Raw genomic sequence first — 19,465 nt, 5'->3', positions numbered from 1 at the left:
AAAATAGAATTCGCGGTATTTTACAGATCAATCTGCTTATCGTGTTAGCATCTCGCGCACAAAGCAATCGCTCTTTACGGATATGCATACCGGCGCGCCATGGCAATTACATGGCGCGCCGTCAAATTCATTCCGCCGCGTCCGGAAGCGCTGGCTGGTGTTCAAGGCGTGTATCGTCCAATTCGACATCAAGGCCGAGCGAACGCATTTCCTTGACAAGTACGTTAAAGCTTTCCGGAATACCAGCTTCAAACGTATCATCACCACGAACAATGGCTTCGTAGACCTTAGTACGACCAGCAACGTCGTCCGACTTGACCGTAAGCATTTCTTGCAACGTGTAAGCTGCACCATATGCTTCCAGAGCCCAGACCTCCATTTCACCGAAGCGCTGGCCACCAAACTGAGCTTTACCGCCCAGTGGCTGCTGCGTAACGAGCGAGTAAGGTCCGATCGAACGAGCGTGGATCTTGTCGTCAACCAAGTGGTGCAGTTTGAGCATATAAATATAGCCCATAGTCACCGGACGGTCGAACGGCTCACCGGTACGTCCATCATAAAGAATGGACTGACCCGATGTTTCAAGACCTGCATCTTCCAACATCGCATTAATGTCGGCTTCAACAGCACCGTCAAAGACCGGAGTCGCGATCGAAACGCCGCGCTTGACTTGGTTTGCTAGCATGAGGATGGATTCATCATCATAAGAGCGCACCGGTTCGTTGCGATCATTATCTGGATAGATATGCTCAAGCGTTTCGCGCAGCGGCTTAATATCAGCCGTCTTGCGATAAGCTTCAATCATATCTCCGATCTTCTTGCCCATGCCTGCGCATGCCCAGCCAAGATGGGTTTCCAGAATCTGGCCCACATTCATTCGGCTCGGAACCCCTAGCGGGTTGAGCACGATATCAGCATGCGTACCATCTTCAAGGAATGGCATATCTTCGACCGGCAGAATGCGTGAAACCACACCCTTGTTACCGTGACGGCCTGCCATCTTATCGCCCGGCTGGATCTTGCGCTTAACAGCAACAAAGACCTTTACCATCTTCATGACGCCCGGAGGCATTTCGTCACCGCGCTGGACCTTTTCGACCTTATCCATGAAGCGCGCTTCAAGCATCTTCTTGGACTCGTCATACTGGCTGCGCAGAGCTTCTAATTCACCCTGAAGCTTTTCGTCTTCAACAGCGAACTGCCACCACTGCGACCGCGGATATTCTTTGATGATTTCCGCAGACAGCGTTGTGCCTTTTTTGAAGCCCTTAGGTCCTGCAACGGCAACCTTGCCGTCAAGCATATCTGTCAGACGACCATAGACGTTGCGATCAAGGATCGCCTGTTCGTCATCCCGGTCTTTCGCCAGACGCTCGATTTCCTCACGTTCGATAGCCATCGCACGTTCGTCTTTTTCAATGCCGTGGCGATTGAAAACACGAACTTCCACAACCGTCCCGTAAGTGCCGGGCGGCATGCGCATTGAGGTGTCACGAACGTCAGAAGCCTTTTCACCAAAGATAGCACGCAGAAGCTTTTCTTCCGGTGTCATCGGACTTTCGCCCTTCGGTGTGATCTTACCGACCAGAATATCGCCCGGTTGCACTTCTGCACCGATGTAAACGATACCGGCTTCATCAAGGTTTTTCAGCGCTTCTTCCGATACGTTCGGAATATCGCGGGTGATTTCCTCAGGTCCAAGCTTCGTATCACGAGCAGCGACTTCAAACTCTTCGATGTGAATCGAAGTGAAGACATCGTCCGAAACAATCTTTTCAGAAAGAAGGATCGAATCTTCGTAGTTATACCCGTTCCACGGCATGAACGCGACAAGCACGTTACGGCCAAGCGCCAGATCACCCAGATCTGTCGACGGACCGTCAGCGATAATATCACCCTTCTGGATGCGATCACCGACACGCACGAGCGGACGCTGATTAATACAGGTGCTCTGGTTGGAGCGCTGGAACTTCTGCAAGCGATAAATGTCTACGCCCGATTTCGAAGGATCAAGGTCTTCCGTTGCACGAATAACAATACGTGTCGCGTCAACCTGATCGACGATACCGCCACGACGCGCACCAATCGCTGCGCCCGAGTCTCGAGCCACAATCGGCTCCATACCCGTACCAACGAACGGTGCTTCTGCCCGAACGAGCGGCACGGCCTGACGCTGCATGTTCGAGCCCATCAGAGCGCGGTTAGCATCGTCATTTTCCAGGAACGGAATAAGCGCTGCGGCAACTGACACCAACTGCTTGGGCGAAACGTCCATAAGGTCGACATTTTCGCGCGGAGTTAACATCACTTCGCCCGCATGACGACAAATCACGAATTCTTCAGCGAAACCGCCTTCGTCATCAAGCAGAACGTTAGCCTGTGCTACCGAATATTTGGCTTCTTCCATTGCTGAAAGATAAACCACCTCATTGGTAACCTTGCCATCAATCACTTTGCGGTACGGGCTTTCAATAAATCCGTACTTGTTAACGCGCGCAAATGTAGCCAGCGAGTTGATTAGACCGATATTCGGACCTTCCGGTGTTTCAATCGGGCAGATACGTCCATAGTGGGTTGGGTGGACGTCACGGACTTCAAACCCTGCACGTTCACGGGTCAATCCGCCCGGTCCAAGCGCCGAAAGACGACGCTTATGCGTAATTTCCGAAAGCGGGTTGGTCTGGTCCATGAACTGCGAAAGCTGCGACGAGCCGAAAAACTCGCGAACAGCAGCCGCTGCCGGCTTCGCATTGATCAAATCTTGCGGCATGACCGTATCGATTTCGATCGAGGACATACGTTCCTTGATCGCACGTTCCATGCGCAACAAACCAACGCGATACTGATTTTCCATCAACTCGCCAACGGAACGAACACGACGATTGCCAAGATTGTCGATATCGTCAATCTCTCCGCGACCATCGCGCAGTTCGACCAAGGTCTTGATAACCGCAAGAATATCTTCTTTGCGCAGAACACGAACAGTATCTTCTGCATCAAGATCAAGTCGCATATTCATCTTCACGCGACCTACCGCGGAAAGATCATAGCGTTCCGGATCGAAGAACAGCGAGTGGAACATCGCTTCGGCCGAGTCGATCGTCGGCGGCTCACCAGGGCGCATTACCCGATAAATATCAAATAGCGCGTCCTGACGGCTTCCGTTTTTGTCAACAGCCAAGGTGTTGCGGATGTAAGCACCGATATTAACGTGGTCGATATCAAGAACATTGATTTCGTCCGCGCCTGCATCCAACAGGGTTTTGAGGACTTTCTCGTCGATCTCATCACCGGCTTCAAGATAAATCTCACCGGTTTCATAATTGACGATATCTTCCGCCAGATACGAACCGAAGAGATCATCTTCCGTCGCTTTGATCGCCTTAAGACCCTTTTCGGCCAATTGACGTGCCGCACGTGCCGTCAATTTCTTGCCGGCTTCCAGAACGACCTCACCCGTATCCGCATCAATGAGATCAGAAATGATCTTCATGCCTTTGAAGCGTTCGGCAGAATAAGGCATACGCCAATCATCACCGTCACGCGTATAGGTGATGGTGTTGTAGAAAGTCGAAAGAATTTCTTCGCCATCCATGCCCAACGCCATCAGTAGCGTCGTTGCTGGCAGTTTTCTACGGCGATCAATGCGGGCATAAACGACGTCCTTGGCATCGAACTCAATGTCCAGCCACGAACCCCGATAGGGAATAATCCGCGAGGCAAACAGCAGCTTGCCCGATGAATGCGTCTTTCCTTTATCGTGATCGAAGAAAACACCGGGCGAACGGTGCATCTGCGAAACGATAACACGCTCAGTACCATTAACAATAAAGGTACCGTTATCCGTCATAAGCGGCATATCGCCCATATAGACATCTTGTTCCTTGATGTCTTTAATGGACTTCGCGCCGGTATCTTCATCAATATCGAATACGATTAAACGTAACGTCACCTTGAGCGGTGCCGAATAGGTCAAATCACGCTGACGGCATTCGTCAACGTCGAATTTTGGTGCCTCAAATTCGTAGCGCACGAATTCGAGCATTGAAGCGCCGGAGAAATCCTGGATTGGAAAAACAGACTTGAAAACCGCCTGCAAACCTTCATCAGAACGCCCGCCAGCAGGTTCCTCAACCATGAGAAACTGGTCGTAGGAAGCCTTTTGAACCTCAATGAGATTCGGCATTTCCGCGACTTCGGGTATCTTGCCGAAAAATTTGCGTACGCGCTTACGACCATTGAATGAATGGGTCTGAGCCATCGTCGCTCCTCGTTCTATCGCCTTACGGCTTGCTCACGCCTTGCGGCCTTTAACCTATGCCGCCATTCGGCGGTCCTTTTGGCGAATCTCTAATCCATCAATCGAAAAGATAATCCGCGATCTCGAAGTCTAGACCAATGAGTACCAACAGTGACACTCATCGCTCTAACGGGCTTAAACCCGTTTCCTGATGACCTAACCAGGCCATCAGGAAAAGGGTTCAATTGGTCAAGACGCATATTACTCGAGCTCATCCTGACTATCCCGACAAACAAACTAACAATTAAACCAATCTGCTTGCCCTTCACCCATTGGGTCAAAACCGGTGGACGCAAGCGCCCACCGGATTTTCGAACTTATTTAAGTTCAACCTTAGCGCCAGCTGCTTCGAGCTGTGCTTTGATCTTTTCAGCTTCTTCCTTAGGAGCAGCTTCTTTGACCGGCTTCGGAGCTGCTTCAACCAGATCCTTAGCTTCTTTGAGGCCCAGACCGGTGATTCCGCGTACTTCCTTGATCACGTTGATCTTGTTAGCGCCACCTTCAACGAGAATAACGTCGAATTCGGTCTTTTCTTCAGCAGCAGCTGCAGGAGCAGCACCGCCACCAGCAGCAACTGCAACAGGAGCAGCAGCCGAAACACCCCACTTCTCTTCAAGAAGCTTCGAAAGTTCTGCAGCTTCCAGAACGGTCAGTGCCGAAAGGTCTTCAACGATCTTTGCGAGATCAGCCATTGTATTAAATCCTATAGTTAAGGTTTGAACTATTGACAGCGAGAAACGGCCTTAAGCCGCCTCGTTCTTCCGGGCGTGCGCGCCGATAACGCGGGCGACCTGGCCCGCCGGAGCGTTGGCAAGCACTGCAAGACGCTGCGCTGGCGTTTGGATCATACCAACCAGCTTTGCGCGCAGTTCGTCGAGCGATGGCAGCGAAGCAAGCGACTTGACACCATCAGCATCAAGCGTCGTTGCACCCATTGCACCACCAAGAATAACGAGCTTATCGTTAGCCTTAGCGAACTCGACAGCTACTTTCGGAGCGGCAATTGGGTCATTTGCATAAGCAATAACCGTCTGACCTGAAAACAGATCAGCAATACCTTCCGATTCCGTGCCCTGAAGAGCGATTTTGGCAAGGCGGTTTTTCGCGACTTTAACGGAACCACCAGCATCACGCATTTTCGAGCGAAGTTCGCTCATTTGCGCAACAGTGAGACCGGTATAGTGGGCCACGATGACCGATCCGGACTCTTTGAAAGTGCCGTTCAGCCACGCGACAAATTCGCGTTTTTCCGCTCTATCCACTGTCTCTCTCCAGTTAGCAGGACCACATGATCCTGCCGGGTTGCCTTTGCCGAAAAACCTTACGATTATTTCAGCGTTCGAGGATCCTGTCCCCTCGGCCTCCTCCACATATTCAGAAGAAACCCAAGGCAACTACGGTTCAAACCTCGCATGCGCTTTCGCGCGAAACTTGGTTATTCCACGTCTCATGCAGGTTATATTTAAGGCTATTACCGTCGGTAAATCACCACCTGCAATCTCGGACAGGATAACCGGATTTTCATCCGGCTATCCGGATCTTGCGATCCGGAATTTTTGCTCTGCGTTTAATCAATATAAACAGGCGAGCCGCCTTTGCTCCCACTTTGGGAGCGTATGGCTCCGGCTTACCGGAGCCATTAAACTTATGCTTCAATCTTAACGGTCGCAGGGTCTACCTTTACGCCAACGCCCATTGTTGAAGAAATGGACACACGCTTAAGATATTCACCCTTAGCTGCCGCTGGCTTAGCCTTAAGAACCGCATCAGCGAAAGCTTTAATATTTTCTTCGAGCTTGTCGTTATCGAAGGAAACCTTGCCAATACCGGCATGGATGATACCAGCTTTCTCAACCCGGAATTCAACAGCACCGCCCTTAGAAGCAGTGACCGCTGCCGCGACATCGACCGTAACCGTACCGACCTTCGGGTTAGGCATCAGACCGCGAGGACCGAGCACCTTACCGAGACGACCTACGAGTGGCATCATGTCTGGTGTAGCAATGCAGCGATCAAATTCGATCTTGCCGCTATTGACGATCTCAACCAGATCTTCTGCGCCAACGATATCCGCGCCAGCCTTCTTGGCTTCTTCAGCCTTGTCGCCACGTGCAAAAACTGCAACGCGTACGGTACGACCGGTGCCGTTTGGCAAATTGACAACCCCACGAACCATTTGATCGGCATGACGCGGGTCAACACCGAGATTCATCGAGATCTCAACGGTTTCGTCGAATTTGGCGACCGCGCGCTCCTTGACCATACCCAGCGCAGTGGTCAGGTCATAAAGCTTCTTGCGCTCTACGCCTTCGCGAATTTTAGCAACACGCTTAGAAATCTTCGCCATCGTCTCAGCCCACCACTTCCAGGCCCATCGAACGGGCAGAACCTTCGATCATACGCATCGCTGAATCAACATCAGCAGCATTCAGATCTTTCATTTTGGCTTCGGCGATCTCGCGAATTTTTTCACGAGCAATCGTACCAGCTTTTTCTTTACCAGGAGCCTTCGAGCCGGACTTCAGATTGGTGGCTTTCTTAAGGAAATAGGTCACCGGCGGCGTCTTCATCGTAAAGGTGAAGGACTTATCCTGATAATAGGTGATTACAACAGGAATCGGTGAGTTCTTTTCCATTTCCTGCGAAGCGGCGTTAAACGCTTTGCAGAATTCCATGATATTAATGCCACGCTGACCAAGCGCCGGACCGATTGGAGGGGACGGATTGGCCGCACCTGCCGGAACCTGGAGCTTCAGCTGGCCTGCAACTTTCTTAGCCATTGCTTTCTGCCTTCATAAAATGCCGGAACCCGGCGACTTCTACATATGTCAGATAAACTGACATTCGACTGACGTCAGATCACCTGACGGGCAGTTCGGTGGTCCGGAGAAGTAGCCGGCTAAGCCACTCACCCTCCCACCATTTCACCATTCGGTGAAATTTCTTACGGAAGACAATCAGAGTTTATCAACCTGACCATATTCCAGATCAACCGGCGTTGCACGCCCGAAGATCGAAACCTCAACTTTGAGACGCGCACGCTCTTCGTCAACCTCTTGAACGACACCGTTAAACGATGCGAACGGGCCATCAGAAACGCGCACTTGCTCGCCAATCTCAAAAGTAACAGACGATTTAGGCCGATCCACACCATCCTGAACCTGGTTCAGAATCTGATCGACTTCTTTCTGCGAAACCGGAACCGGCTTTGAATCACCAAGGAAACCAGTGACCTTCGGCGTATTCTTAATAAGAGAAAAAACTGCGTCCGTTAAGGTCGCACGAACAAGAACATAGCCGGGGAAGAACTTGCGCTCCGCATCCACTTTACGGCCACGGCGCACTTCAACAACCTTTTCGGTCGGAACCACGACTTGTTCAATATAATCAGATAGACCCTTTTGCCGAGCTTTGGTCTCAATATCTTCGGCGACCTTCTTTTCGAAGTTCGAGTAGGCGTGAACGATGTACCAGCGCGCTGTCATCTTATAATCCTTCCAATCCTGCTTAACGACCAAGGCCAAGTATAAATTCTACGCCATAGGCCATAAGCTGATCAGCAACAAAAAAGAATGCAGCAGCCAAAAACGCCATGATAACCACCATAATGGTGGAAATAATGGTTTCACGCCGCGTTGGCCAAGTTACCTTTGCCGTTTCAGCGCGTACCTGTCGAATAAAGGTGATCGGATTCGTCTTGGATGCCATCTGCCGCTCTGTCTTGTCGGAGGATCTAGATTCCGCTCTGAACGAATCAGAATCACAACCCACGCATTTACGGCACGCAAAGCTGATAATCAGCCCCACGCACCGCGTGTCTGTTGATGTTACATAGAATCGATTCCCAAAAAACACAAGCCCATTCATAAAAGAATATTAACGGAGCTTGATCGGAACCATCGATCCTTGCGAACTGGCTTCGTGGCACCATCCATTCGTGCAGAAGCACTTCATCTCTCCAATCAGAATGTTGAAGGAGACTATTCGTATTCCTTGTCAGACTGCCCCTCAAGGGCAATCAATACATGAAATACGACATATCAATAAAAAAACGAACGCTCATAGTCAAGCTATAAGCGTTCGTTTGATTGGCAGGGGCAGCAGGGCTCGAACCCGCGACCTACGGTTTTGGAGACCGTCGCTCTACCAACTGAGCTATACCCCTATCAGCCTATTGGCTGAAATTATTCTTTCGTGACCGTGCGGTCAACCTGTACCGGCGTGAAACGCCGGCACGAACTTATTCGATGATCGAAGCTACGATGCCTGCACCAACGGTGCGGCCACCTTCACGGATAGCGAAGCGAAGCTTCTCTTCCATAGCAATCGGCACGATGAGTGAAACATCAACCGAGACGTTGTCACCAGGCATAACCATTTCCGTGCCTTCTGGCAGCGTCACAATACCGGTCACGTCAGTCGTACGGAAGTAGAACTGTGGACGGTAGTTGGTGAAAAATGGCGTATGACGACCACCTTCTTCCTTGGTCAGAATATAAGCTTCTGCCTTGAACTTGGTGTGTGGCTTAACCGAACCTGGCTTGCAGAGAACCTGACCACGCTCAACGTCTTCACGACCAACACCACGAACCAGTGCACCAATATTGTCACCAGCCTGACCCTGATCGAGCAGCTTGCGGAACATTTCAACGCCGGTAACAGTCGTCTTGGACGTTGGGCGAATACCAACGATCTCAACTTCTTCACCAACCTTAACGATACCGCGCTCAACACGACCAGTAACAACAGTACCACGGCCCGAAATCGAGAACACGTCTTCAATTGGCATCAGGAATGGCTGATCAACTGGACGCTCTGGGGTTGGGATATAGGTGTCAACCGCTTCCATCAGCTTACGAATTGCATCTTCGCCCAGCTCTTTGTTGGAGTCTTCAAGAGCCGCAAGAGCGGAACCACGGATGATAGGAATTTCATCACCTGGGAAGTCGTAGTTCGACAGAAGTTCACGAACTTCCATATCGACCAGTTCCAGCAATTCCTCATCGTCAACCTGATCGCATTTGTTCAGGAATACGACAAGCGAAGGAACACCAACCTGACGTGCAAGCAGAATGTGCTCGCGGGTCTGCGGCATTGGGCCATCAGCAGCCGAAACCACCAGAATAGCACCATCCATCTGCGCCGCACCGGTGATCATGTTCTTAACATAGTCAGCGTGACCTGGGCAGTCGACGTGCGCGTAGTGACGGTTTTCCGTTTCATATTCAACGTGGGACGTTGAAATGGTGATACCACGAGCCTTTTCTTCCGGTGCAGCATCAATCTGATCATATGCACGGAAGTCACCGAAAAACTTGGTGATCGCAGCCGTCGTCGTGGTCTTACCGTGGTCAACGTGACCAATGGTGCCAATGTTAACGTGGGGCTTAGTACGTTCAAACTTGCTCTTTGCCATCGCCGTTGTTCACTTTGTTCTAGAACCGCTCAAGCGCCAATACGGAAACTCGTTGAATTTCCGAATCAACATTTATGCCAAAACGGAACGGCGAGCCGCCCGTCGATGATTCCTTACTCGCCTATCCGCTATAGAAAATCTGGAGCGGGTAGCGGGAATCGAACCCGCATATTCAGCTTGGAAGGCTGCTGCTCTACCATTGAGCTATACCCGCGCACTCATAACTCTATCCGACAGTGGTGGAGGAAGTTGGATTTGAACCAACGTAGGCATAGCCAACGGATTTACAGTCCGTCCCCTTTAACCACTCGGGCATTCCTCCGGATATCACTATCAGCAGAGTCGAGCGACTAGGCATTTTACGTTCTTCCGGGTGATTGAGTAACCAACCATCAGTCCGCGATGGGCCTTATGCAGATAAGCTTTACGACTGTCAACAGGGTAATGTGAAAAGAATGCTTATCCATGCACAACTTTGGATAAGTTTGAGCGATCCATCCCCAAAATCAGGGGGTTACCAACATTATTCGCCTCAAAGAGTTTGATTATTTTATTAAACACACCGCTATCCCCAATGATGGGAAAGCGTTATAAGCACCCCATGAACGATAAAAACGCGCCTCTTAAACCAAAAGATTCTCATTATGCCCGCCTGCGTCGCCAGCATCGCGACCAAAAGGCTGCTGCAGAAGGCAGACCCGTGCCTAAACCACAACGTCCGACAATCGAAGGCGCGCCCGTCCCGGAAGGCGTTATTCGGCTTTACGGCCTTCATACCGTCCGCGCGGCTTTGGGAAACCCTCAGCGCAAAGTGCTACGCATGCTTGCGACTCGCAATGGTTTCGCGCGACTAGAAGTTGGTGAGATCGGAGACCTCCCCTTCCCGGTCGAGATTGTAGACCCGCGCGATATCGATAAACAAACGGGTTCTGATGCTGTTCATCAGGGGGTGATGATTGAAACAACTCCGCTCCCTACCAAAAAACTCTCTGACCTTGGAAATAGCCCGCTTTTGCTCGTATTGGATCAGGTCACGGATCCACATAATGTTGGCGCCATCATGCGCTCGGCGGTGGCGTTTGGCGCGGGTGCCCTCATCACGACAAGCCGTCACAGCCCTCAAGAAAGCGGCGTTCTAGCTAAAGCTGCGTCAGGGGCATTGGAAATGATTGCGCATATTGAGGTGCGTAATCTAGCTGAAGCTATCGGTGAATTACACAATCTCGGTTTCATGACCATCGGGCTTGATTCGGAAGGCGAACAGGAGATGGAAGCTTCGCTGCATGGCGAACGAATCGCTCTTGTTTTAGGCGCGGAAGGTAAAGGCCTGCGTCAGAAAACCCGCGAAACGGTGTCCGCCCTCGCCCGATTGGACATGCCCGGCAAAATTAAATCACTCAATGTGTCAAATGCTGCGGCCATTTCACTTTATGCAGCCGAGAGATATCTTCGCGCTCGGTCGTAATTGACCGAGCGTTTTTGAGAGAATCACGCGCTTGCAATGTAAGTGCGAATCTCTTCGGCTTCTCGCTCTACATCCTCAATCCGCCGCTTAACAACGTCACCTATGGATATGATTCCAACCAATTTTCCGTGTTCCTCTACCGGCATATGGCGGAAGCGGTGCCGCGTCATCGTCTCCATGACTTGGTTTATGGTGTGATGCTCTCGGCATCTTTGAACATTGGTGGACATAAATCGCGAAACAGGTTCCCTAAAAATACGCTCCTGTTCCAGAGCAAACGCTCTAACGACGTCGCGCTCAGATAAAATTCCACGAATCTGTCCGGCCGAATCGCAGACGACTAGCGCGCCGATTCTGTGCTCGGCCAATTTGGCTATTGCTTGCGCAAGCGAATCTCCCGGTTCGATTGACACAACGTCTCGACCCTTCAGCTCTAGGATAGATCTAACAGTCATGCCAAATTCCTCCTCGATCAAAATGGCGAGTTCACCCACCAATAATTGAACGTAAAGCCTCCCTTTACGTTCCAAGATCGTGCCATATAGCGGGCCTTTTGCAAGTGCACTTAAATGTAGGCTATTTTTTATACCTTAATACTGCATCATAACTGCGCGGCTTATCCAAGAAGACAATCCCAAAAAATCCAGCTACAAACCCGCCAATATGCGCCTCCCAAGCAATGCTGGCAAATTCACCGCTACCTGCCGAATAAATGCCGGTCACTATATTGATAAGAAACCACACCCCCACGAAAGTCAGAACGGGCCTCAATCTCAGCGTAAGTAGCACCGGCAGAATCGGACCCGCAAATTCTGATATTCGCCCATAGGCGACGCGTCGAAATCCGTATCGAGCAGCCGCTCCCATCATGCCCGACACGGCACCGGAAGCGCCCACAAGCGGCGTGGCACTTTCAGGATAAAGCGCGTAATGCGTCAATCCAGCGGCGATAGCCGTGAGTAACCAAAAAACTATCATCCGCAATGTACCGAGTCGCCCCGCAAGCGGAGACCCGAAGGCGACAAGCCAAATCGTATTGATCATGATATGCGCAAACCCGCCATGCATGAACGAATAGCTGATAAGCGTAAAAAGCGCTGCCGGATTTAGAAAACCATCTGGCATCGATAAGCGAGCCGGTATCAGCGCAAAATTCAGAATAAAAAGATAATCCGACTGCGCGCTTAATATATAATTCTCATAAAGATAAACGGCAGCGCAAAGTCCGATAAATAGAAAAATAACGCCTGGAATATTGAATATCGGCTCTGACCCACCGGGCCTTTTATCATCACGCGTTGCGTGCTGGGACATGGACATGGCTTATCGCTTTCATAAGGCAAAAATAATGCGTCACAAGCCGGTACGCGTCTCGAAACACAAATTTGATACGTGACAAAGCTTTAAAAATAAAGGCCTGCAGCTCTTCTCGTAACTCATTCAGAGATTTAGGTTTTCACAATAAGTCAATTGCGACCCAAGTTAGCTGAACATTTCCAACTTCCAGTCACGCATTATAGTCCTTTTATTTCAATCTTTACCCCTCGTTAACTTTAACAGCCAGACCTCGTGGATGATTGGCCAGCGAGGCTGGAACAATTGCGTTAATCCGATTTTAATGAGCTGAGCATTGGCGGTCACCGCCAAACTGCAATTTAGGGCATTCACCAAAATGATGAAACACCCCAGCACAATCGCAATTTTCAGCGAGTGGCAGCGCTTGGCTTTCGCAATGAATGGCAATCTTCAAGCTCCGCAGCGTGCATCACTCTCGCCCCGAAGATTAGGGCGCCACCTATCGGAGCTTTTTCTACTGGAGATCGACCAGCCTTGCGAGCCGGTGTTTCGCCTGGCCGGTACACAAATTTGCAAAGTTTTTGGCCGAGAACTCAGGGCGAAAGCTTTTCTCTCACTGTGGCCAGACCAGCATCATATGGCCCTCAAAGAAATGATCGGCAACGTAAATCAATTATTGATCCCCACTCTCAGCCACCACTCAGCTATCAGCTTTGCCGGGCGCCGATTATCATTTGAAATGATGCTCGCACCACTTGCGGCCAGTAGTGAGCAAAAGATTAATATGTTGGGAAGCCTCTCTATTTTGGATGAAGTAAGCTGGGTTGGATCCGACTCTCTCTTATTGGCCGACCTTCAAACAATTATGCCACTATCCCCGGACTTAACCATCCGCCCGAATAATAAGCCTATCCCACCGGCGCTCCGGGTTAACGCACGATCTCAGACAGCGCTAAACAAGACGATTCTTGGCCGTTCTGAAAAGCCTCGCCTTAAACTCATTAGCGGTGGGAAAATTTAACGACAGGCCAGTCACCATCAAACTTACCAATCTGCAATGCTAATCGCCACCGCATCATTCGCAGAGATCTATAATGGCGACCCTAAAGAGCGAGGTCGTCCACCAGTTCCACATTACGCATAAAGGAATGGGCTTTTTCTACATAGTGCTGAGCCGAAATACGCAATTGTTCTACCGCTTGTTCGTCGAGTTCGCGAATTACACGCGCAGGCGAACCAACTATTAGCGAATTGTCGGGAAACTCCTTTCCTTCTGTCACCAAAGCTCCGGCACCCACCAGACAATTATTGCCAATTTTTGCCCCGTTGAGCACAATCGCTCCCATTCCAATCAGTGTATTATCACCAAGAGCACAGCCATGCAGAATTGCGCGATGGCCGATAGTGCATCCCTTACCGATCGTCAACGGATACCCCAAATCCGTATGCAACACACAATGTTCCTGAATATTACTGTTCGCGCCCACGGTGATAAATTCATTATCCCCACGCAACACAGCACCATACCAAAAGCTGGCATTTTCTCCCGCAACGACCTTGCCGATCAGCGAGGCATCGGGTGCGACCCAGTTTGATTTTTTATCATGAAATTCAGGCTTATGGCCGTTATATGAGTAGATTGGCATCCTTACCCCTCCATTGGTCTTGCGCAGGATTAATCTAACGCGGAATTTTGGCAAATAAAAACGCCCTCTCCGGAACCGGAAAGGGCGCAAATATTCCAAGTAAACCCGTCTCAGAGATCAACGTCTAGAATAGCCATTGAGAAATTATAAGACAATTCACCTTCATCCTCGTCCTTATAGACTAGGCCAAGAAACTCGTCATTGAGATAAAGCTCAGCAGAATCATTTTTACGAGGGCGTGCCTTCACCTGCAGGCCAGGATTATTGAAGGTCCGCTTGAAATAGGCATCAAGTTTTTTGAGTTCTTCGGGTTTCAACCGGATTCTCCTGATATAGTGTGGAGCCGGTGTAATGCACCCGGCGCTGAATGATGTAAAGAGCGGTTTGTTTCTTCTGCAAAGGATTATACCGTTATTCTGCCCCCTGATATGTAGGACGTCTCGGGTGTAAGCCTAGCCAGATATGATAAAATTCAAGGCTAAAAACCGTTTAAATGCCTTCACCGTCTAAATGGGTTCCATATGCTTGTTCGCAAAGGGTCTGATCCATAATTCTTGATGGCTCCGCGCAACCACTTTCCCCTACGACCTTAGCCGGCACTCCGGCGACAGTGCTATTAGCGGGCACTGGTTTAAGAACGACCGACCCTGCCGCGACCTTGGAACAATGTCCAATCTCAATATTCCCTAATATTTTAGCTCCCGCACCGATCAGCACGCCTTGACGAATTTTTGGATGGCGATCGCCACCGGCCTTTCCAGTACCGCCCAATGTCACGTTGTGGAGAATCGAAACATTATCCTCAATGACCGCTGTTTCACCAACAACCAGCCCGGTTGCATGATCAAGAAACAAACCACTGCCCATTTTTGCAGCCGGGTGAATATCGGTTTGAAAAACGGATGATGAACGGCTTTGCAGATAATAAGCAAAATCACGCCGCCCCTGATGATAAAGCCAATGAGCTAGACGATGTGTCTGGATCGCATGAAAACCCTTCAGATAAAGAACCGGATCCATAAAGCGGTTATAAGCGGGATCGCGATCATAAACCGCTTGAATATCCACCCGCAGGATCTGAGACCACTCAGGACTGGAATTCAACATACTTTGAAAAGTTTGACGTAAAATATCGGCGCTCAAATCCGCATGGCCAAGACGCTCCGCTATCCGGTGCATTACTGCATCTTCCAGAGTGGGCTGGTTAAGGATAGTCGCATAAACGAACGAAGCAATCATCGGGTCATTTTTCGCCGCCTCTTGGGCTTCGTCGCGAATGGAATGCCAGATTGGATCCAGCTTACCTAAATTGCCAGACGCTTTGAGCGTCGAAGGAGCCGACATCTTGATTACTCCGCTTTACATAGTGCAGAAAATCGGAGACCCAGTCTCACCCATCCGCATGTTTTGGAACGTGCACATCATATCGCAAACAGGAGCCTGAGCGCCAGAAGTATGATGATCTAGGTCACAAGGCCAGTAGCCGTTTTATCAAAGGGCATTTTCCCGCAGAAAATCCAACACCCCCTGTTTATAAACCTTATCACCCACCGCCAACATATGATCACGGCCTGGAATTTCAAGAACCTGTCCATGGGGCAATAGGTCTACCAGCTTATATGGATTTCCTGCAATATCATCGGTTTCACCCACCGCCACAAGTACCGGCTGTAAAATCCGTTCAATCGCAACGGCGGGCAATAGTTCTTTCGAGGTAATAACACAAGCCGCTAGCGCGATACGATCACTTTTGGTTTGATCGGCAAATTTGCGAAACATCTGAGCCCGCGGCAGGGTAATAGTTGACGGGTCTTCTGCAAGCAATGCCTCACCGATCGGCTCCCAATCTCCTGCCCCTGTGACCATGCCGATGCCCAGACCACCAAAGACCGCGCTATGGACCTGGTCGGGATGTTCAATCGCCATAAACGCGCTTATACGCGCGCCCATAGAATATCCCATGACATGCGCTTTTTTTATGCCCAAATGGTCAAGCAGGGCTGATGCATCACTCGCCATCTTACTTGGCGTATAGTCCTCTTTATTATGACTTTTCGTTGAAAGCCCGTGGCCGCGATTATCGATGGCTATGACCCGATACCCTGCTTCCGTAAGAGTACGGAACCACCCCGGCGACACCCAATTGACGAGACTTGAAGACGCAAAGCCATGAATGAGTAAGATCGGATCGCCCTTGCCTTCCTGACGATAAGCCAAACGCATACCATCATGGTCGAAATATTCGATATCAAGCGCGCTCAATTTTTCATTCCTTAATATTCAGTTCTTTACCGGAGTGACAGGCAATTCAATGGCGGCATTCGCCGCAGATAATCCGATGGATCGCCCTATCGCCAATTTTTATGCCGTTGCTTTTAACAGTCCCGGCTAAAACTTCAACGACATAGGCCGCCGGGCCTTGGGAGGAAATAATATCTTCGGAAAATGGGACAGCATTTTCATGGATCGATGTCACTCGACCCTTGTCATCCAAAAACACCATATCGAGCGGTGACGGAGTATTCTGCATCCACATAAGGACTTCGTTCATCCGTCCAAAAACAAACAACATTGCGCGATTGCTAGGAAAATCTCTTCGCCACATCAGGCCGCGCATACGGGCTTCACCTGAATTTGCAATTTCCACCTCGAATGACGCTCTCCCATTCTGAGTTTCAAACTCCAGCAACTGCGGATCTACGGGCAAGAGCATAGGTTTGGACTCCTGCGCCTCTGCCCCGACGGCCCAAAAGATAAGAGCTAATACGAAAAAAATGCGATGCATGAAGGCCGTCCCTGATTGGGGAAACACAGCGATATTGAAAACTATCAATCAGCGTTCAACAGACAAATCTGTGTAAAAAAATCGTCTTCCGACACACGTGACACTGAAAGCGCCCAGTTAAGCACCGAACCCGCCTCAATGCGATGCGGGGATAACGGTCCCAATATCCGGATGAATTTCCGCTGCCATCAAGCCTTTTTCGCCCTGACCAAAACGGATAAGCACCACCTGTCCGGGCCGCAGCTCCATCATTCCGAAGCGGCGCAGCGTTTCCATATGGATGAAAATATCTTCGGTACCCTCACCTCGTGTAAGAAAGCCAAACCCCTTTGTACGGTTGAACCATTTAACGATCACTCGTTCCAAACCGCTCGACGGGGTAACCTTTACGTGAGTGCGCTGTGGTGGCAGCTGGGCCGGATGAACAGCGGTTGAAGTATCCATCGACAAAACACGGAAGCACTGCATACCCCGCTCGGCTTGTCGCACTTCGCAGACAACCCTTGCTCCTTCAAGCGCAGTTTGGAATCCATCCCGGCGCAGCGATGTGACGTGTAAAAGTATATCCGAAAGTCCTGGCTCGTCAGGAACGATGAAACCATAGCCTTTCGCAACATCAAACCACTTGATATAGCCAGAAACTTCGATGAGTTCGCCCAGTTCTTCCGAGGAGTTCAGGTTGCTGAGCTGGTCATTCGACGCAGATTTGTCCGCCATGCGTTCACCCCTCCTCTATTCTTTAGGTGCAATTTCGACCTGATTCTTAGCCGAAGAATAACACTTCCTTAACGGGATGCGGCAAGCCCTATCTTCTACAGTTGCATCACTGACCACAGGCTTTATCATTAATCGCCAATTTCTTAGATCTAAAATCCGGTGCTACTTACTGCAACATATACCAACCGTTAGCGTCGGCAATGGCTATTCTACCCTTAAAATCCGCGCTCCATTCGGCTACCCAACAAAGCAGGTAGGAGAATCAAAGTCTGCTACAACATGTTACATGCTGATCTTAAACATCACGAATCAGGAGGAAAATAATGCGTTATCTGCACACAATGGTCAGAATTCGCGATATTGAAGAATCACTCGATTTTTATGTGAATAAGCTGGGATTAGAAGAAATCCGGCGGACGGAAAATGAAAAAGGACGTTTTACGCTCATTTTTCTTGCAGCCCCCGCTGATGCCGAGCGCGCTAAGGAAGAGAGGGCGCCAGAGCTGGAGCTTACCTATAACTGGGACCCAGAAACCTATACAGGCGGCCGCAATTTTGGCCATCTCGCTTACATGGTCGACGATATTTATGCGACTTGCGAAAAATTGCAAAAGGCTGGCGTAACCATTAACCGGCCTCCACGCGATGGTCATATGGCTTTTATTAAATCGCCGGACGGTATCTCTATCGAACTTATTCAGAAGGGCGAAAGCCTACCACCTCAGGAACCATGGGCATCTGCCGAAAATATTGGCACCTGGTAAAATAAGAAGGCCCGGTCATGACCGGGCCTTTGGTTATTCTACGCCTTGAATGGCTGATAATTTCCAATCTTCGCCAATTTTGCGGCTGAATGTCCAGATCTCCACAGTTTCTTGGGGGTTGTCCGGATCTCCTTCGACAACAGCGCCAGTATTCCGATCCCGCATAATATCGATGGCTGAATAACGAATAGCGACCGTCGCATATTCGACATCTCCTTCGCGCCACGCTTCAGAGATATCCCCCTGAAGAAGCTTAACGTCGCGCACCTCATTACGCATTCCGCTGGACGCAATTTCACCTAATTCTTCTGCGAGATATGACATTGCTTCTGGTGTTGCGAGTGCACGTAGCGCCGCATAATCCTCATTGGCATATGCGTTTTGCACATCGGTAAGCATTTCTTCAAATCTATCGAGATCCGTCTGGGAGACTTCTATCGCTTCATCGTCAACCTCAGGTGCTGCGCTAACATTTTGCTGACTAGGCGACGCTGATGGCGTGCTAGCACCAAAGCCTGTTGGCGGAACACTCGAACGGGCAGACCCAAAAGCCTGCCGCGCATCAAAGCCAGCACCGGACACCGGAGCCGACCCTCCTGCCGCAGCAGTAGCCTGGCGCCGATTGGCAAACATCCGCATAACGAACATTGCAATCAATGCAATGATCGCAACTTGCAATATCAGCCCGAACATTCCCGCTAGGCCACCAAAGCCATTGCCCAGCAACATGCCGATCAAGCCGCCTACCAAGAGCCCGCCCAACATTGAGCGTCCGAAATTACCAAACATTCCGCCGCTGCGTTGGGCAGCAGCAGGAGCCTGCGTCCCCGCTGCGGGACGGTTAGCTTGATTGCCGGCACCCGGATTGGGTGTCATTGACCGTTCGATTGGTGCCGCTTTATTCGGCGCGGTACGTGTGGGCGCCGGCGCTTGATAGGTACGTACACCGCGACTGCCAAAGCCGCCTCCGCCGCGACGCGCCTCGGCATAATCAACAGCAGCAAAAGAGGCTGCAAGCCCCAATATGAGCGCTGCTGTTAGTTTAGTCAGGCGTTTTGCTGAACCTGGCATATATT

The 19,465-nt window shown here is 50.3% G+C and carries 20 protein-coding genes and 3 tRNA genes; 3 read left to right on the top strand and 20 right to left on the bottom strand.

Annotated elements, in window-relative coordinates; all coding sequences use genetic code 11:
* Positions 1-127: 127 nt before the first annotated feature.
* The 11 genes from rpoB to C7374_RS04925 form a co-directional block, all read right to left on the bottom strand.
* Positions 128-4,261, bottom strand: a complete 4,134-nt coding sequence (gene rpoB, locus C7374_RS04980) for a DNA-directed RNA polymerase subunit beta (RefSeq protein WP_111574500.1) — start codon at positions 4,259-4,261, stop codon at positions 128-130.
* Positions 4,262-4,617: 356 nt separating this feature from the next.
* Positions 4,618-4,992 carry a 50S ribosomal protein L7/L12 gene (gene rplL, locus C7374_RS04975; protein WP_111574499.1) on the bottom strand — a complete coding sequence of 125 codons (375 nt, stop codon included), beginning with the start codon at positions 4,990-4,992 and terminating at the stop codon, positions 4,618-4,620.
* 51 nt (positions 4,993-5,043) lie between these two features.
* Complete coding sequence (rplJ, locus tag C7374_RS04970; protein WP_111574498.1) at positions 5,044-5,562, bottom strand: 50S ribosomal protein L10; 519 nt, start codon at positions 5,560-5,562, stop codon at positions 5,044-5,046.
* Positions 5,563-5,945: 383 nt separating this feature from the next.
* Positions 5,946-6,647: a 50S ribosomal protein L1 gene (gene rplA / locus C7374_RS04965; protein ID WP_111574497.1), complete on the bottom strand. Its 702-nt coding sequence runs from the start codon at positions 6,645-6,647 to the stop codon at positions 5,946-5,948.
* Positions 6,648-6,651: 4 nt separating this feature from the next.
* Positions 6,652-7,080 carry a 50S ribosomal protein L11 gene (gene rplK / locus C7374_RS04960; protein WP_111574496.1) on the bottom strand — a complete coding sequence of 143 codons (429 nt, stop codon included), beginning with the start codon at positions 7,078-7,080 and terminating at the stop codon, positions 6,652-6,654.
* A gap of 177 nt (positions 7,081-7,257) precedes the next feature.
* Positions 7,258-7,785 carry a transcription termination/antitermination protein NusG gene (gene nusG, locus C7374_RS04955; protein ID WP_111574495.1) on the bottom strand — a complete coding sequence of 176 codons (528 nt, stop codon included), beginning with the start codon at positions 7,783-7,785 and terminating at the stop codon, positions 7,258-7,260.
* A 22-nt stretch (positions 7,786-7,807) separates the two neighbouring features.
* Positions 7,808-8,008, bottom strand: a complete 201-nt coding sequence (secE, locus tag C7374_RS04950; protein ID WP_111574494.1) for a preprotein translocase subunit SecE — start codon at positions 8,006-8,008, stop codon at positions 7,808-7,810.
* 381 nt (positions 8,009-8,389) lie between these two features.
* A tRNA-Trp gene (locus tag C7374_RS04945) sits at positions 8,390-8,465 on the bottom strand.
* Positions 8,466-8,540: 75 nt separating this feature from the next.
* The gene (gene tuf, locus C7374_RS04940; RefSeq protein WP_111574493.1) at positions 8,541-9,716 is read right to left on the bottom strand and encodes an elongation factor Tu; all 1,176 of its coding nucleotides are present in this window, start codon (positions 9,714-9,716) and stop codon (positions 8,541-8,543) included.
* Positions 9,717-9,856: 140 nt separating this feature from the next.
* Positions 9,857-9,930 (bottom strand) — tRNA-Gly (locus tag C7374_RS04930).
* A 23-nt stretch (positions 9,931-9,953) separates the two neighbouring features.
* Positions 9,954-10,038, bottom strand: a tRNA-Tyr gene (locus C7374_RS04925).
* A 279-nt stretch (positions 10,039-10,317) separates the two neighbouring features.
* Here C7374_RS04925 and rlmB point away from each other — a divergent pair.
* Positions 10,318-11,181: a 23S rRNA (guanosine(2251)-2'-O)-methyltransferase RlmB gene (gene rlmB / locus C7374_RS04920; RefSeq protein WP_111574492.1), complete on the top strand. Its 864-nt coding sequence runs from the start codon at positions 10,318-10,320 to the stop codon at positions 11,179-11,181.
* 23 nt (positions 11,182-11,204) lie between these two features.
* Here the strand turns inward: rlmB and C7374_RS04915 are convergent, their stop codons facing one another.
* A complete protein-coding gene (locus C7374_RS04915) occupies positions 11,205-11,636 on the bottom strand; it encodes a CBS domain-containing protein (RefSeq protein WP_111574648.1) in 432 nt (143 codons plus the stop codon).
* Between the two features lie 121 nt (positions 11,637-11,757).
* Positions 11,758-12,501 (bottom strand): rhomboid family intramembrane serine protease, encoded by a 744-nt coding sequence (locus tag C7374_RS04910; protein ID WP_111574491.1) that lies wholly within the window; start codon positions 12,499-12,501, stop codon positions 11,758-11,760.
* Between the two features lie 352 nt (positions 12,502-12,853).
* Between C7374_RS04910 and C7374_RS04905 the strand changes: the two genes are divergently transcribed.
* Entirely contained in the window at positions 12,854-13,498 is a 645-nt protein-coding gene (locus C7374_RS04905; protein ID WP_245412583.1) for a PAS domain-containing protein, read from the top strand.
* Positions 13,499-13,580: 82 nt separating this feature from the next.
* On the opposite strand, the gene C7374_RS04900 is transcribed toward C7374_RS04905, so the two are convergent.
* The 6 genes from C7374_RS04900 to C7374_RS04875 all read right to left on the bottom strand — a co-directional run bounded on the left by C7374_RS04900 (position 13,581) and on the right by C7374_RS04875 (position 17,625).
* Positions 13,581-14,123 carry a gamma carbonic anhydrase family protein gene (locus tag C7374_RS04900; RefSeq protein ID WP_111574490.1) on the bottom strand — a complete coding sequence of 181 codons (543 nt, stop codon included), beginning with the start codon at positions 14,121-14,123 and terminating at the stop codon, positions 13,581-13,583.
* Positions 14,124-14,233: 110 nt separating this feature from the next.
* Positions 14,234-14,440, bottom strand: a complete 207-nt coding sequence (locus C7374_RS04895; RefSeq protein WP_010659890.1) for a DUF3126 family protein — start codon at positions 14,438-14,440, stop codon at positions 14,234-14,236.
* Between the two features lie 172 nt (positions 14,441-14,612).
* A complete protein-coding gene (gene cysE, locus C7374_RS04890; RefSeq protein ID WP_111574489.1) occupies positions 14,613-15,467 on the bottom strand; it encodes a serine O-acetyltransferase in 855 nt (284 codons plus the stop codon).
* 147 nt (positions 15,468-15,614) lie between these two features.
* Positions 15,615-16,385, bottom strand: a complete 771-nt coding sequence (locus tag C7374_RS04885) for an alpha/beta fold hydrolase (RefSeq protein ID WP_111574488.1) — start codon at positions 16,383-16,385, stop codon at positions 15,615-15,617.
* A gap of 46 nt (positions 16,386-16,431) precedes the next feature.
* Positions 16,432-16,908, bottom strand: coding sequence for a DUF192 domain-containing protein (locus C7374_RS04880; protein ID WP_111574487.1), 477 nt, complete (start codon positions 16,906-16,908; stop codon positions 16,432-16,434).
* A gap of 135 nt (positions 16,909-17,043) precedes the next feature.
* Positions 17,044-17,625 (bottom strand): cold-shock protein, encoded by a 582-nt coding sequence (locus C7374_RS04875; RefSeq protein ID WP_111574486.1) that lies wholly within the window; start codon positions 17,623-17,625, stop codon positions 17,044-17,046.
* Between the two features lie 323 nt (positions 17,626-17,948).
* Here C7374_RS04875 and gloA point away from each other — a divergent pair, with 323 nt between their 5' ends.
* Positions 17,949-18,389, top strand: a complete 441-nt coding sequence (gene gloA / locus C7374_RS04870) for a lactoylglutathione lyase (protein ID WP_111574485.1) — start codon at positions 17,949-17,951, stop codon at positions 18,387-18,389.
* A 33-nt stretch (positions 18,390-18,422) separates the two neighbouring features.
* On the opposite strand, the gene C7374_RS04865 is transcribed toward gloA, so the two are convergent.
* On the bottom strand, positions 18,423-19,460 hold the full coding sequence (locus C7374_RS04865) for a Tim44 domain-containing protein (protein WP_111574484.1): 1,038 nt from the start codon (positions 19,458-19,460) through the stop codon (positions 18,423-18,425).
* Positions 19,461-19,465 lie beyond the last annotated feature (5 nt).

Source organism: Falsochrobactrum ovis, from assembly GCF_003259955.1.
Lineage (GTDB): Bacteria > Pseudomonadota > Alphaproteobacteria > Rhizobiales > Rhizobiaceae > Brucella > Brucella ovis_A.
This window is presented reverse-complemented; position numbering and strand designations above follow the sequence as displayed.

Excerpts from the sequence above, each read along its gene's own strand:
- rpoB (WP_111574500.1), bottom strand. The coding sequence starts at position 4,261 with ATGGCTCAGACCCATTCATTCAATGGTCGTAAGCGCGTACGCAAATTT.
- rplL (WP_111574499.1), bottom strand. The coding sequence starts at position 4,992 with ATGGCTGATCTCGCAAAGATCGTTGAAGACCTTTCGGCACTGACCGTT.
- rplA (WP_111574497.1), bottom strand. The coding sequence starts at position 6,647 with ATGGCGAAGATTTCTAAGCGTGTTGCTAAAATTCGCGAAGGCGTAGAG.
- rplK (WP_111574496.1), bottom strand. The coding sequence starts at position 7,080 with ATGGCTAAGAAAGTTGCAGGCCAGCTGAAGCTCCAGGTTCCGGCAGGT.
- nusG (WP_111574495.1), bottom strand. The coding sequence starts at position 7,785 with ATGACAGCGCGCTGGTACATCGTTCACGCCTACTCGAACTTCGAAAAG.
- secE (WP_111574494.1), bottom strand. The coding sequence starts at position 8,008 with ATGGCATCCAAGACGAATCCGATCACCTTTATTCGACAGGTACGCGCT.
- tuf (WP_111574493.1), bottom strand. The coding sequence starts at position 9,716 with ATGGCAAAGAGCAAGTTTGAACGTACTAAGCCCCACGTTAACATTGGC.
- rlmB (WP_111574492.1), top strand. The coding sequence starts at position 10,318 with ATGAACGATAAAAACGCGCCTCTTAAACCAAAAGATTCTCATTATGCC.
- C7374_RS04915 (WP_111574648.1), bottom strand. The coding sequence starts at position 11,636 with ATGACTGTTAGATCTATCCTAGAGCTGAAGGGTCGAGACGTTGTGTCA.
- C7374_RS04910 (WP_111574491.1), bottom strand. The coding sequence starts at position 12,501 with ATGTCCATGTCCCAGCACGCAACGCGTGATGATAAAAGGCCCGGTGGG.
- C7374_RS04905 (WP_245412583.1), top strand. The coding sequence starts at position 12,854 with ATGATGAAACACCCCAGCACAATCGCAATTTTCAGCGAGTGGCAGCGC.
- C7374_RS04900 (WP_111574490.1), bottom strand. The coding sequence starts at position 14,123 with ATGCCAATCTACTCATATAACGGCCATAAGCCTGAATTTCATGATAAA.
- cysE (WP_111574489.1), bottom strand. The coding sequence starts at position 15,467 with ATGTCGGCTCCTTCGACGCTCAAAGCGTCTGGCAATTTAGGTAAGCTG.
- C7374_RS04880 (WP_111574487.1), bottom strand. The coding sequence starts at position 16,908 with ATGCATCGCATTTTTTTCGTATTAGCTCTTATCTTTTGGGCCGTCGGG.
- C7374_RS04875 (WP_111574486.1), bottom strand. The coding sequence starts at position 17,625 with ATGGCGGACAAATCTGCGTCGAATGACCAGCTCAGCAACCTGAACTCC.
- gloA (WP_111574485.1), top strand. The coding sequence starts at position 17,949 with ATGCGTTATCTGCACACAATGGTCAGAATTCGCGATATTGAAGAATCA.
- C7374_RS04865 (WP_111574484.1), bottom strand. The coding sequence starts at position 19,460 with ATGCCAGGTTCAGCAAAACGCCTGACTAAACTAACAGCAGCGCTCATA.